Genomic DNA, 12,083 nt, shown 5'->3' on the forward strand with positions numbered 1-12,083 from the left:
ACAGGCGGTTACTTGGGTGCCGCGGCCAGTCCGCCGGGTCGGCCGAGCGGGAGGTACTTGTCGAGGACCTCGCGGTAGTAGTCCGGGCCGAATCCCATCGCGTCCACGGCCGGGACCAGGGAGCGCAGCTTCCTGATCGAGATCTCCTGGGTGACGACGGGCGCGCTGTAGCTCCACCGCGCCGTCGTCCCGAGCCTGAGCTGGAGGTGCCGGATGATCTGCTCGATCGGCACGGCGTACCCCGAGGCCACGTTCACGGTCGTGCGGCTGACGCCCGCGCGCAGCAGCGCGTCGATGACGGTGACCACGTCGGCGACGTCGATCAGGTCCCGGCGGGCCCCGGGGAAGATCCGCACCAGGCCCGAGCTCACCTGTGCGGCCAGCGCGGGCAGCAGCTGGTGGGAGGGCTGGTCCCGGCCGACCACGTGGCCCAGCCGCAGGATCAGGTGCTCCACCGGGGATGCGGCCAACTCCTGTTCCAGGGTGTGCTTGTGGCGCCCGTAGGCGGTGCCGGGCACCACCTTCGCGTCCTCGGTGCCCGGCTGTCCGGGCTGTGAGTAGATGCCGCTGGAGGCCGTGGAGAAGAACACCAGCCGCTCGCCGCTGCGCAGGCACCGGTCGACCAGGGCCCGGACCAGGTCGGTCTCCCGCTGGAAGGCCTCGGGCGCGGTGTGCTGGGCCGCGGAGACCCCGGCCGCGGCCACCACCACCCCACGGTGGTGCGCCGCGAGGGCCGCCAGGTGCTTGGCCAGAAACCCGTTGCCGATGATGTCCATTCAGGACGACGGCCTCACATAGCGCCCGTAGGCGAGATCGCCCTCGCCGATCAGCACCTCCACCGGTGTGGGCCGGCCGAAGTACTCGTCGCAGGCGGTCTTGACCCCGGGGAACTTGACCACGGTACGCGGGTTGGCCTCGGGGTCCGCGTAGTCGTCGAAGATCAGCGCGCCGCCGGGGGCCAGCCGCGGGACGCACTCGGCCAGCGAGACGACGGTGGAGCTGTAGAGGTCGCCGTCGAGGTAGCCGAAGGCGATCTGCCCGGGCAGGCCGTCGTGCAGGGTGTCCTCGAACCAGCCGGGGTGCATCACGGGGGGCGTCCTGTGCCAGGCCTCGAAGGTCTTCAGGACCTCGGCCTGACTGGCGGACATCGCCCCCAGCGGCATCACGATCTCGTCCTCCTCGGTGGTGTCGGGCAGGCCCTCGAAGGAGTCGAAGACGTGCACCGGGCGGTCGTCGCCGAGGGCGTCGAGCACCGAGCGGATCCACAGCGTCATCGCGCCGCGGAAGCAGCCGAGTTCGACCACCGCGCCGGGCACGCCCTGCGCGACGACGCGTTCCACCTCGGCGCGCACGTGCCGCAGGCGGTCCGGGTCCACGGTCTCGCCGTGCTCCGTGAGCAGCCAGCGGTGCAGTTCGTCCAGGACGTCCGCCCCGGCCCCGTACTCGATCATCGTCACTGGTCCTTCCTCCTCGCGGTCATGGGTGGTGGGTCGGCTACGGCTGGAGGGCGCGCGCGGGCAGGTCGGCGGCGGACAGTTCGCCGGTGCGGGCGAGCCGTTCCAGCGCGGGCACCGTCTCGGCGACGCTCGGGTGGGCGTCCGCGTCGGCCTTGACGGCCGCGGCCGCCTCCTTGAGCGAGCCGTCGGTGAGCAGCCGGGCGACGGCGGTGCGTACGTCCCGCGCGGTGGCGGTGAGGCCGGGCAGCAGGATCGCCGAGCCGCCGGCGGCGAAGCGCCGGCCGATCTCGATCTGGTCGTCGGTGAGCGCGAGGACCAGTTGGGGCAGCGACAGCGCCGTCATCATCGGGTTGACGCTGCCCTGGTGGATGACCGCGTCGCAGTGTTCCAGCAGGAGGTGCAGCGGCTGGTCGCTCAGCAGCCGTACGCCGTCGGGCAGTTCGCCGAGTGCGGCGACCTGGTCGGGCGCCGCGGTGAGCACGAGTTCGGCGCCGGCCCCGACGACCGCGTCGACCGCGTGGCGCAGCGCCGGCAGGTCGGTGCCGAAGATACCCGAGGCCGAGTTGCCCCACAGCAGGCAGACCCGGGGGCGCGCGGGGCGCTCCAGCAGCCACGGTTCCATCGCCCCGGGGCCGTTGTAGGGGACGTAGCGCACCGGCAGGCGCAGTGCGCTGCCCAGGTCGGGTGCCATGAGGTCGGGTGACGGGTCGATCGCGTAGGCGATGCGGGAGCGGTCCCAGCCGTGGACGCCGTGGCGGGGGAAGGCTCCGGTGGGGTCGTGCAGGCCTGCTTCCATGCTGCCGAACAGGCCGGGTGAGTGGTAGACGGACGGGACTGCGGTGGTCTCGGCGGCCAGGACGCCTTCGGGGGTCATGAGGTCGTGCACCACCAGGTCGGGGTGCCAGGCCCGGGCGAGGGCCACCGCGGCGTCGCAGTTGCGGCCCATGGTCTCGTCGTAGCGGCGGGAGAACTCCTCGCGGTGCGCGTCGACGTCGTACTCGCCGTAGTGCGCCACCGGCTGTCCGGTGAGGGGGTGCACCGGTGGTGCGGCGGCGAAGCCGTCCGGGTCGCGCACGGCCGCGGCGTAGCGCGACATGCGTTCGACCTGCATCAGTTCGAAGCCGTGGAGCACCGGGACCGGGACCAGGCCGGCCCGGGCGATGGTGTCGGCCTGGTCCCGGGCGCAGGCCACCCGTACCTCGTGGCCGGCCGCTTGCAGGGCCCAGCCGAGCGGCACCATGCAGAAGTAGATGCCTTTCCAGTTGGTCGCGGTGAACAGCACCCTCATCGTGGCCGCCCCTCCCCCGCTCAGGCGCCCGTGCCGGCGGTGGCCGGGGCGGAGAGCAGGCGCGTGACGGCGTGGGCGGCTCCTCCGGGCGGGTCGGCGGGGAGCAGGTGCGCGGTGAGGCCGCGGGGGGCGGTCTCCCGGGCGAGCCGGTCCATCGCCTCGCGCATCGCGGCGGCGGCGACGGCCCGGGCCGCCTCCGTCTCCCCCTCCTGCGGCTGCTCGCGCCGCGGGGCGCCGAGGTGCACCAGGGCGCCGGTGCCGCGCAGCGTCATGGCGGGCAGGGCGGCGTACATCGGGCCGAGGCCGGCGGTCAGGCGCAGCCGTACCGTCTCGGCGAGGCGGGTGACGGGGTCCGCGGCGGGCTGCGGTTCGGGGTGGTCGGGTTCGGTCGTCACCACGATGTCGACGTCGCCGAACGCGCCCCAGGCCTTCTTGCACAGCAGCTCGGTCTGGGCGGGGTCCTGCAGGTCGGCCTTGATGGCGACGGCCTGGCCGCCGGCCTGCTCGATGTCCCGTACGACTTGTTTGGCGCGCGCGAAGGAGGTGGCGTACTGCAGGGCCACGGCGGCGCCCCTGCGGGCGAGTTCGGCCGCGACGGCCGCTCCGGTGTCCGTCTCCGCGCCGGTGACGACCACGACCTTGTCATCCAACGAGAACTGCGTCATGGCGGCTGAACCTAGAGGCGGTGCCTAGAGCCGCGTTATAGGTTCCGGCAAGCGCGGTCGGTGTCCGGGGGTCGCCCCGCGGGCGGGAGTTGGAAGTCGGGCCCCGAGGAGGGCGGGTAGCTCGACGGCTCTTCTAGTTCTGGTCTAGGGCCCGCGGTGAAGCTGGCGGCCCGAGAGCCGAGAGCCGGGAGCCCTGGATGAGAGTCCTCTTCACCGTGTCCGACTGGGCCGGGCACTACTACTGCATGGTGCCGCTGGGCTGGGCGCTGCAGGCGGCGGGCCACGAGGTGCGGGTGGCCTGTCCGCCGCCGCAGGCCACGGCGGTCAGCCATGCCGGGCTGGTGCCCGTGCCGGTGCTGGACGGGCCGGACATGACGTACTGCACGCGGTTGATCCGCTACCAGGAGGCGGTGGACGGCACCGGTGTGCTGCCGGGGCCGCCGCTGCACCCGGTGTCCGGGCGGCCGGTGGACGACCTGGGCGACTTCGACGTCGCGGCCGCGACGGCCGCGTTCTGGCAGGACGCGGGGCGGCGCATCGAGCGCAGCTACGACGCGGCGGTCGGCTTCGGCCGGGTGTGGGCTCCGGACCTCGTCCTGCACGACCTGATGGCCCCGGAGGGCGCGCTGGTGGCGCGGCTGGCGGGGGTGCCGTCGGTCTACCATTCGGCGGGGCTGTTCGGCGCCGCAGAGACGGAGCCGGTGCTGGAGACGGGTCTGGAGGATCCGACCGGCTCGTTCGCCCGGCACGGCGCGCGGCCGTGGGACCGTAGCCAGATCGGGCACGTCATCGACCCCTCGCCGGATCCGGCGCTGCCGCCGCACGGCTCGGCGTTGCGCATCCCGGTGCGGCCGGTGGCGTACAACGGTCCGGCCGCCGTGCCGGACTGGCTGCGGGAGCGGCCGGCGGGCCGGCGGATCTGCGTGCTGTGGGGTTATTCGGCGACGGCGATGTACGGGCCGCACGTGCCCGCGCTGCGCCATGCGGTGGAGGCGGCGGCCGGTACGGGGGCCGAGGTGGTGCTGGCGGTGGGTGCGGAGCAGGCGGCCGTGCTCGGTCCGCTGCCCGACCGGGTCCGGGTGCTGACCGGTTTCCCGGTCCACCTGCTGCTGGCGGCCTGTGACGCGGTGGTGCACCACGGCGGGGCCGGGACGGCCATGAACGCGTTCGCGGCGGGGACGCCGCAGTTGTGCCTGACGCTGAGCATCGACCGGCCGGTGTACCGGGAGCGGGTGATGGGCGGGGGCGCCGCGCTGGCGCTGTCGGCGCTGACCTCGACGCCCGGGGAGATCCGGGCCGGGCTGACGGCCGTGCTGGAGGACGGGCGCTACCGTGCGGCGGCGCGGCGGATCGCCGCCGGGCTCGCCGGGCGGCCCTCCCCCGCGGCCCTGGTGCCCGGGCTGGAGCGGCTGGCCCGTAGCGGCCGGTGGGACGCGGCCGCGGTCGCGGGGGCGGGGCGGTGACGATGCGGGTCATGCTGACCGCGTCCGACTGGCGCGGCCACTACTTCTGCATGGTCCCGCTGGGCTGGGCGCTGCAGGCGGCCGGCCACGACGTGCGGGTCGCCTGTCCGCCCACGCAGACGGGGGCGGTGGGGCGGGCGGGGCTGGTGGCCGTGCCGGTGCTGGAGTCCGTCGACATGACGACGATGGCCCGGATGTTCCGCTACCTGGAGAGCGTCGCGGGCACCCGGCCGGGGATGCCGCTGCACCCCTACACCGGGCGTCCGGTGCGCTCGCTGGCGGAGTTCGACGTGGCCGCCGAGGCGCCCGCGTTCCAGGAGCGGGCGCACGAGGCGCTGCGGCGCAGTTACGACGGGGCGGTGGCCTTCGCCCGCCGGTGGCGTCCGGACCTGGTGGTGCACGATCTGACGGCGCCGGAGGGGGCGCTGGCCGCCCAGCTGGTCGGCTGCCCCTCGGTGTACCACCCGCCCGGTCTGCACGGCATCGCCGAGACGGAGCCCGGGGTCGATCTCGGTGACGGCGACCCGTCCGGTTCCTTCCCCCGGTACGGCAGGCCGCGGTGGCACACCGGGCACGTCGACTACGTGATCGACCCGTCGCCGGACAGCGCGGTGCCCCCGATGGGCTCGGCGCTGCGGCTGCCGGTGCGCTACGTGCCGTACAACGGGCCGGGGGTGCTGCCGGGGTGGCTGCTGCGCGGGCGGGAGCGGCCGCGGACGGCCGTGATCGTGGGCGAGTCGGCGGCCGGGGAGGCCTCGGACATCCCGCTGCTGCGCGCCGCGATCGCGGCGCTGCTGGGCGAGGGCGGTGAGGTGGTGCTGACCACCACCGCGGCGCAGGCCGCCGCCCTGGGGCCGTTGCCGGCGGAGGTGCGGGTGCTGCACGGCTTTCCGCTGCGGCTGCTGCTGGAGGCCAGTGACGCGGTCGTGCACCACGGCAGCGTCAACGCGCTGATGACCGCGGCGGCGGTGGGGACGCCGCAGCTGGCGCTGGCGTTCACGGACGAGCAGCTGACGGTGAGCCGCCGGATCGAGGCCACCGGGGCGGGGGTCGCGTTGTCCGCGCTGCGGGAGGATGCGGGGGTCGTGCGGCGGGCCGCCGTCGAGGTGGTGTCCGGGGCGGGTCACCGGGAGGCGGCCGGGCGGCTGCGCGCGGTGATCGCGGCCCAGCCGTCCCCGGCGGAGCTGGTGGGGCCGCTCGAACGGCTGGTGCGCACCGGTGTGTTGACGGCGCCGGCGCTCGCCCGGCGGGCCTGAGCGGGGCCGGGCGGGAGGGAGCACGGCGGGAGGGCCCGGTGCCGGCACCGGGCCCTCCTGGCGTGTCCCCTGCGGGGCGGCGGGTCAGGCCGCCGCCGCGAACTCCCTGATGGAGGCGGTCACGTAGTCGATCATCTCGTTGGTGAGGGAGGGGTAGACGCCGAGCCAGAAGGTGTGCTCGGTGATGATGTCGGAGTTCGTCAGGTCGCCGGCGATCCGGTACTCCTGGTCGAGGTAGGCCGGGTGCCGGGTGAGGTTGCCGCCGAAGAAGCGCCGGGTGCCGATCTTGCGGGCCTCCAGGTAGTCGCCCAACTGGCGCCGGGTGAAGGGGGCGTCGGGCCGTACGGTGAGGACGAATCCGAACCAGCTGGGGTCGCTGTCGGCGGTCGCGCTGGGCAGCAGCAGGCCGGGCACGTCGGCCAGGCCCTCGCGCATCCGCCGCCAGTTGCGTTTGCGCGCCTGGGTGAACTGGTCCAGTTTGGCCAACTGGCTGAGTCCGAGGGCGGCTTGGAGGTCGGTGGACTTCAGGTTGTAACCCACTTGGGAGAAGATGTACTTGTGGTCATAGCCGTGCGGCAGATCGCCCAGCTGGTAGTCGAAGCGCTTGAAACAGGTGTTGTCCTCGCCCGGCTCGCACCAGCAGTCCCGTCCCCAGTCGCGCAGTTGCTCGACCAGCCTGGCCAGGGTCAGGTTGCGGGTGGCGACGCAGCCGCCCTCGCCGGTGGTGATGTGGTGGGCCGGGTAGAAGCTGGCGGTGGCCAGGTCGCCGAAGGAGCCGGTGGGCCGGGAGCGGTAGAGCGAGCCGACCGCGTCGCAGTTGTCCTCGATGAGGTAGAGGCCGTGTTCCCGGGCGAGTTGGGCCACCTCCTCGGCGGCGAAGGGGTTGCCGAGCGCGTGCGCGATCATGATCGCCCCGGTCCTGGGCGTGATGGCGGCGGCGATCCGCTCGGGGGTGGTGTTGTAGGTGCCGAGCTCCACGTCGACGAAGACCGGGACGAGCCCGTTCTGGATGATCGGGTTGACCGTGGTCGGGAAGCCCGCGGCCACGGTGATCACCTCGTCGCCGCGCCGCAACCTGCGGTCGCCCAGCTGGGGCGACATCAGGGCCGACAGGGCCAGCAGGTTGGCGGAGGAGCCGGAGTTGGTCATGTGGGCCTTGCGCAGCCCGAGCACCCGGGCGAACTCGCGCTCGAAGCGCCGGGAGCTCACGCCGGCCGCGATCCGCATCTCCAGGGCCGCCTCGACCAGCGCGACCCGGTCGTCCTCGTCCAGGGTCGCGCCGGAGGGCAGGATCCGGGTGACTCCCGGGACGAACTCCTGCGGTGCGCTGTCCCGGTGGTACTTGCGCACCAGTTCGAGGATCTGTGTCTTTCCCTCACTCATGTCCTGTCCCTTGATCGGTCACCGCAGTGTGTTGAGGCAGGCGAGCAGGCAGCGAGCCTCGACGTTGAGGTAGTGGCTGTGCCGCACCAGTTCGGCCGTGTCCCGGAGGGTGGCCCACAGGTAACCGTCAGGGGCTTCGGGCGGGAGGTCGTCCCCCGCCTCGACGACGAGGTACCGGTTCTCGGCGTGGTGGAACCGGCCGCCCTCCTCCGAGTGGACGGCGTCGAACCGGATCCGGTCCTCGGGGGCCGACAGCACGTGGTCCAGGAACGGGGGCGGGGCGTCCGGGTGGTTGGCCGGATCGCACTGGACGGTGGCGCCGAGTTCGGCCACGTCGAAGGTCCCCGCCTGGGTGCGCACGCTCAGCAGCATCCGCAGCACGCCGTCGGTGCGGCGGGTGACGAGGGCGATGACGCCGCGGCCGGCCGGGGCGATCAGCGGCTGGGACCAGCGTGCGACCTCCCGGTCCCCGGCCTCGACGTCGACCCCGAGCACGGAGAAGTAGCGGCCGTCCGGGCGGGCGACGCGCGTCCCGTCGTTGTGCCAGCCCGGCACGGAGGCGAGCGGGACCCGCCTGCGGGTCAGCGAGCGGGTGGCCTTGGCGGCGGTGAACCGGCTCAGCAGCTCGGTGGCGTCCGCCGGCGCGGCCGCCGAACGGGCCAGTGCCCCGCGGTAGGAGTCCTCCCGCGCGAGCGGGGCGTCCACCGGCACCGGGTAGGCGGCGAGGACGGAGCGGGAGTCCATGTTCACCACGTTGTCCAGCCGCAGCAGCGCGTCCAGCTCGGTGCGCGGGACCCAGCGGAAGCCGTCCAGGACGGGCACGTCGTCGTCGGTCTCGATGATCAGGTTGCGGTTGCGCTTGCCCAGGAACCAGGAGCCCTGCTCCGACTGGAGGGCGTCGGCCAGCGGCCTGCCCCGCCCGGGGACGGTGAAGTACTCCAGGTACGGGACGGCCTTGCCCCGGTGCACCCGGGTGTAGTTGGAGTGGGTGGCCTGGACGGTGGGCGACAGCTGCAGCGTGTTGATGTTGCCGGGCTCCATCTTCGCCTGCATCAGCAGGTGCGGCACCCCGTCGAACTCCTTGACGAGGATGCCGAGGATGCCGATCTCGGGCTGGCGGATGATCGGCTGCGCCCAGCTGCGCTCGGCGCCGGCCCCGCCGGTGGTCACCTCCAGCCCCTCGACCGTGTAGAAGCGCCCGGTGCGGTGCACCAGGTTCCCGGTGTCCGGGTCCACCCGCCAGCCGTCGAGCCGCTCCAGCGGCGCCTCCTTCACCAAGTAGTCGCTGGCCCGGGCGCGTTCGCCGAACCAACGGTGGAAACTGTCGAGTCCCTCTAGCGCGTTGCCGTGCGGCATGGTTCTCCTTCCTGGGAGCGGCTGGCGCCGGCCAGGGCCTTCAGCTCGTGCACCACCTCGGAGGGCGCCGGCATCGCGGACATCTCGGCCCGCACCCCGGCCAGGCCCTCGGTGTACCGCTGGTCGTCGAGCAGTTCGGCCAGTGCGGCGCCGACGTGTTCGGGCGTGCTGTCGGCGGCGGCCACCGCGCCGACGCCGGCCCGCTGGATCCGGTGGCCGATCTCGGCGTACATCGGCGACTGCGGCAGGATCAGCTGCGGGATGCCGGCGTCGACCGCCGTCAGGGCCGTGCCCGCGCCGCCGTGGTGGATGACCGCGGCGCAGGTGGGCAGCAGCAGGTGGAACGGGACGCCCTCGGCGAAGCGGGTGCCCTCCGGCAGGCCGGTGAGCTGTTCGGCGGCCCGGCGGCCGGCGGCGATGACCAGGTCCAGGCCCAGGCCGCTGACGGACTCGGCCAGCCGCCGGGTCACCTCGACCGCCGTGGTGGCGTCGTACTCGCCCAGCGCCACGCCGGCCGTCACGCACACCCGCGGGCGGCGGGGCCGGTCGCCGAGCCAGGACGGCGCCGTCCCGGCCCCGTTGAAGGGCACGTACCGCATCGGCACGCGCCGCACCGGGAACGACTCATGGATGCGCAGGGCGGGCGGGCTGGTCTCCACCACCGTGTGCGAGCAGGCCCGCGGCTCGGCGCCGAAGCGCTCGAACAGCTCGGCGTAGCCGGGCAGCCAGTCGCCCCGGCGCCCGGCCCGTTCGGCCCCCAGCACGGTGGCCACCTCCCAGCCGGTGGCGACGTTGGGCACGCCGACCGCGGCCGCGGCGACCGGGGCCGCGAAGCACAGCGAGTCGCCGACCACCAGGTCCGGCCGCCACCAGCGGGCGAAGCGCACGAGGTCCTCGACCGTCCTCCCGGCGGCGGTGACCTGCTTGCCCGCGGTGTGGTCGAGGACGGTGGTCTGCCAGTCGTCCAGCAGTTCGGGGCGCGCCGTCCAGCCGGGCGCCCAGGGCCGGTCGCTGCCCCAGGACCTGACGTTGCCGACCGGGCCCTTGTCGGGCGGCCCCTCGGCCGGGCCCACCTCGACGGCCGTCAGCCCGGCGCCCTCCACCGCCGCGCGGCAGCCGGGGGGCACGGCGACGACGACCTCCAGGCCCGCGGCGCGGCAGGCCCAGGCGAGCGGGACCATCGGGAAGAAGTGGCCGGGGGCGGCCCAGGTGGCGAAGAGGACACGCATGCTCGTTCTCCCTCCGGCTCAGGCCAGCCACGGCGGGGTGTCGACGATCTCGACCACGGCCCCGCTCACCGACAGGCCGGGCGCCAGGCCGATCATCAGCATCAGGTCGCCGGGGGCCAGCGCGCCGGTGCCCAGGAGGTGGTCGAACGCGGCCAGGTGGTCGGAGGAGCCGAGGTGGCCGACGCCCTTGGCGTACTCCCAGCAGGACTTCTCCATCGGCAGGCCCAGCGGCACCATCAGCCGCTGCTCGGTGAAGTCCCGGGAGACGCTCATGTACGAGACCCGGGCGATGTCCTGGAGCTTGACGCCGGCGTCCTCGGTGAGCCGCTCGACCAGGCCGTGCAGGCCCTGGAGGTTGAGCCGGTTGAACTCCCCGAACTCCTGGCCGGCGAAGAAGGCCGCCGAGCGGGCGGCCAGGTCGACCGGGACCCGCGTCGTCGCGGGCGGCGGGAACAGCGGTTCGGCGCCTCGGTGCAGCCCCTCCAGCTCCTGGACCAGCAGCGAGTCGACCGCGCGCAGCCGGGCGAAGCCGCCGCGCCTGGTCAGGACGGCCGCGGTGCCGGCGTCCCCGATGAGCTGGAACGGCACCGAGCGCCAGCGGTCCATCAGCGGCGACTCCATGTTGTCGCCGATGGTGACCAGCGCGCTCTGGCGCTGCGCGTCCGCGCGCAGGTAGCACACGGCCAGTTCGAACGCGGCGAACATCCCGTTGCAGCCCTGGCGCACCTCGAAGGCGGGCACGCCGCGGCCGGTGGCCTCGCCGACCGCCTTCAGCTGCACGTAGTTCTGGGCGCACCAGGCGTCCGGCCCCTCGTGGAAGCAGGAGGAGTGGAACACCACGTCGACGTCCGGGCGGGTGAGGGTGGCCCGGTCGAAGGCCTGGCGCGCGGCGAGGACGGCCATGTCGGGGCCCGAGATCCCCGGGGAGACCGCGACGCCGTCGAGTTCGGCTTCCTCGTGCATCTGCGCGTCGTAGAGGCCCTGTGCCACGGCGTCCGCCGAGCGGACGACCTCCGGCACGTAGACGCCGACGGAGTCGATGTAGATGTCCTGAACCTTCAAGGCCTTCTCCGGGTCGATGAGTCGTGCCACACGGGTGCTCAGCGCCCGCCGTCGACGTGCAGCACCTGACCGTTGATGTTCGAGTTCGCGTCGGAGCCGAGGAAGACGACCGCCCTGGCCACGTCGGCGGGGTCGCAGAGCCGCGCGGTGGGCGTGCGTCCCCGCTCCTCCTCGCGCAGGGCGGCCGGCAGTTTCTCCAGCACCCCTTCGGTGAGGGTGAGTCCGGGGGCGACGACGTTGACCAGGACTCCGTCCGGGCCGGCCTCCCAGGCCAGGCTGCGGGCGAGCCCGTGCAGCGCCGCCTTGGCCGCGCCGTAGACCTCCTGGCCGCCGCGGCCGTGCGTCGCGACGTGGGAGGAGAGCAGCAGCACCCGGCCCCACCCGCGCTTTCGCATGCCGGGCAGGACCAGTTGCGCGGTCCTGACGGTGCCGGCCAGGTTGTCGGTCAGGGTGGCGCGCCACTCCTGCTCCGGCACCTGCTCGAACCGCACGCCCGGGGCCCGCCGGGGCCCGCGCCGGTGGGCGTTGGCCACCAGCACGTCCACGGCGCCCCAGCGGGCGCCGGCCTCGGCCACGGCGGCCTCCGGCGACCCGGGTTCGTCCAGGGCGTAGCGCACCGCCGACGCCCTTGCGGGGCCGCCGAGTTCGGCGACCAGGGCGTCGGCCTCGGCCTTCGCGTGGCAGTAGGTCAGGACCACTCTGGCGCCCTCCGCCGCGAAGGCGCGGGCGGTGGCCAGGCCGATGCCCCGGGTGGCCCCGGTCAGCAGGACGACCCGGTCGGCCAGTCCCAAGTCCACGTCAACCTCCAACGGCGGGGCGGGCGGTGGTCCGTATCCACTGCCCACGGTCCGAAGAGCCTGCTCACCGGTGTTCGAGCGCCGGTCCAGGCGGCATCGATTCGACGGGTGCTCGAACCCGTTCGGC

General features: G+C 74.0%; 11 protein-coding genes. 2 read left to right on the forward strand and 9 right to left on the reverse strand.

The genetic code is table 11. From position 1 onward, the window contains the following. Positions 1-8: 8 nt before the first annotated feature. Genes ACZ6Z8_RS21895 through ACZ6Z8_RS21910 form a run of 4 tightly spaced genes read right to left on the reverse strand, consistent with a single transcriptional unit; the run spans position 9 to position 3,410 of the window. Positions 9-776 (reverse strand): NAD-dependent epimerase/dehydratase family protein, encoded by a 768-nt coding sequence (locus tag ACZ6Z8_RS21895; RefSeq protein ID WP_465611724.1) that lies wholly within the window; start codon positions 774-776, stop codon positions 9-11. Continuing rightward, positions 777-1,451: a TylF/MycF/NovP-related O-methyltransferase gene (locus tag ACZ6Z8_RS21900; RefSeq protein ID WP_465611977.1), complete on the reverse strand. Its 675-nt coding sequence runs from the start codon at positions 1,449-1,451 to the stop codon at positions 777-779. Between the two features lie 43 nt (positions 1,452-1,494). Further along, positions 1,495-2,745: a nucleotide disphospho-sugar-binding domain-containing protein gene (locus ACZ6Z8_RS21905; RefSeq protein WP_465611725.1), complete on the reverse strand. Its 1,251-nt coding sequence runs from the start codon at positions 2,743-2,745 to the stop codon at positions 1,495-1,497. A 20-nt stretch (positions 2,746-2,765) separates the two neighbouring features. Then, the gene (locus ACZ6Z8_RS21910; RefSeq protein ID WP_465611726.1) at positions 2,766-3,410 is read right to left on the reverse strand and encodes an SDR family NAD(P)-dependent oxidoreductase; all 645 of its coding nucleotides are present in this window, start codon (positions 3,408-3,410) and stop codon (positions 2,766-2,768) included. A 197-nt stretch (positions 3,411-3,607) separates the two neighbouring features. On the opposite strand from ACZ6Z8_RS21910, the gene ACZ6Z8_RS21915 reads away from it, so the two are divergent. Together ACZ6Z8_RS21915 and ACZ6Z8_RS21920 are read left to right on the forward strand one after the other, a co-directional pair. Then, positions 3,608-4,873 (forward strand): nucleotide disphospho-sugar-binding domain-containing protein, encoded by a 1,266-nt coding sequence (locus ACZ6Z8_RS21915; protein WP_465611727.1) that lies wholly within the window; start codon positions 3,608-3,610, stop codon positions 4,871-4,873. Between the two features lie 11 nt (positions 4,874-4,884). Continuing rightward, on the forward strand, positions 4,885-6,129 hold the full coding sequence (locus ACZ6Z8_RS21920) for a nucleotide disphospho-sugar-binding domain-containing protein (RefSeq protein WP_465611728.1): 1,245 nt from the start codon (positions 4,885-4,887) through the stop codon (positions 6,127-6,129). Between the two features lie 84 nt (positions 6,130-6,213). Here the strand turns inward: ACZ6Z8_RS21920 and rfbH are convergent, their stop codons facing one another. The 5 genes from rfbH to ACZ6Z8_RS21945 are packed head-to-tail and all read right to left on the reverse strand — an operon-like array spanning position 6,214 to position 11,956. Beyond that, positions 6,214-7,512: a lipopolysaccharide biosynthesis protein RfbH gene (gene rfbH, locus ACZ6Z8_RS21925; protein ID WP_465611729.1), complete on the reverse strand. Its 1,299-nt coding sequence runs from the start codon at positions 7,510-7,512 to the stop codon at positions 6,214-6,216. An 18-nt stretch (positions 7,513-7,530) separates the two neighbouring features. Further along, a complete protein-coding gene (locus ACZ6Z8_RS21930; RefSeq protein WP_465611730.1) occupies positions 7,531-8,868 on the reverse strand; it encodes an NDP-hexose 2,3-dehydratase family protein in 1,338 nt (445 codons plus the stop codon). Further along, positions 8,847-10,097: a nucleotide disphospho-sugar-binding domain-containing protein gene (locus ACZ6Z8_RS21935; protein ID WP_465611731.1), complete on the reverse strand. Its 1,251-nt coding sequence runs from the start codon at positions 10,095-10,097 to the stop codon at positions 8,847-8,849. The genes ACZ6Z8_RS21930 and ACZ6Z8_RS21935 overlap by 22 nt, the downstream gene beginning before the upstream one ends. 18 nt (positions 10,098-10,115) lie before the next feature. After that, positions 10,116-11,159: a ketoacyl-ACP synthase III family protein gene (locus ACZ6Z8_RS21940; protein WP_465611732.1), complete on the reverse strand. Its 1,044-nt coding sequence runs from the start codon at positions 11,157-11,159 to the stop codon at positions 10,116-10,118. A 38-nt stretch (positions 11,160-11,197) separates the two neighbouring features. Beyond that, positions 11,198-11,956, reverse strand: coding sequence for an SDR family NAD(P)-dependent oxidoreductase (locus ACZ6Z8_RS21945; protein WP_465611733.1), 759 nt, complete (start codon positions 11,954-11,956; stop codon positions 11,198-11,200). Between the last annotated feature and the right edge of the window lie 127 nt (positions 11,957-12,083).

The sequence above is a fragment of the Kitasatospora sp. NPDC101108 genome (assembly GCF_055584725.1).

Coding starts and splice junctions, on each gene's coding strand:
- ACZ6Z8_RS21895 (WP_465611724.1), bottom strand. CDS start 776: ATGGACATCATCGGCAACGGGTTTCTGGCCAAGCACCTGGCGGCCCTC.
- ACZ6Z8_RS21900 (WP_465611977.1), bottom strand. CDS start 1,451: ATGATCGAGTACGGGGCCGGGGCGGACGTCCTGGACGAACTGCACCGC.
- ACZ6Z8_RS21905 (WP_465611725.1), bottom strand. CDS start 2,745: ATGAGGGTGCTGTTCACCGCGACCAACTGGAAAGGCATCTACTTCTGC.
- ACZ6Z8_RS21910 (WP_465611726.1), bottom strand. CDS start 3,410: ATGACGCAGTTCTCGTTGGATGACAAGGTCGTGGTCGTCACCGGCGCG.
- ACZ6Z8_RS21915 (WP_465611727.1), top strand. CDS start 3,608: ATGAGAGTCCTCTTCACCGTGTCCGACTGGGCCGGGCACTACTACTGC.
- ACZ6Z8_RS21920 (WP_465611728.1), top strand. CDS start 4,885: ATGCTGACCGCGTCCGACTGGCGCGGCCACTACTTCTGCATGGTCCCG.
- rfbH (WP_465611729.1), bottom strand. CDS start 7,512: ATGAGTGAGGGAAAGACACAGATCCTCGAACTGGTGCGCAAGTACCAC.
- ACZ6Z8_RS21930 (WP_465611730.1), bottom strand. CDS start 8,868: ATGCCGCACGGCAACGCGCTAGAGGGACTCGACAGTTTCCACCGTTGG.
- ACZ6Z8_RS21935 (WP_465611731.1), bottom strand. CDS start 10,097: ATGCGTGTCCTCTTCGCCACCTGGGCCGCCCCCGGCCACTTCTTCCCG.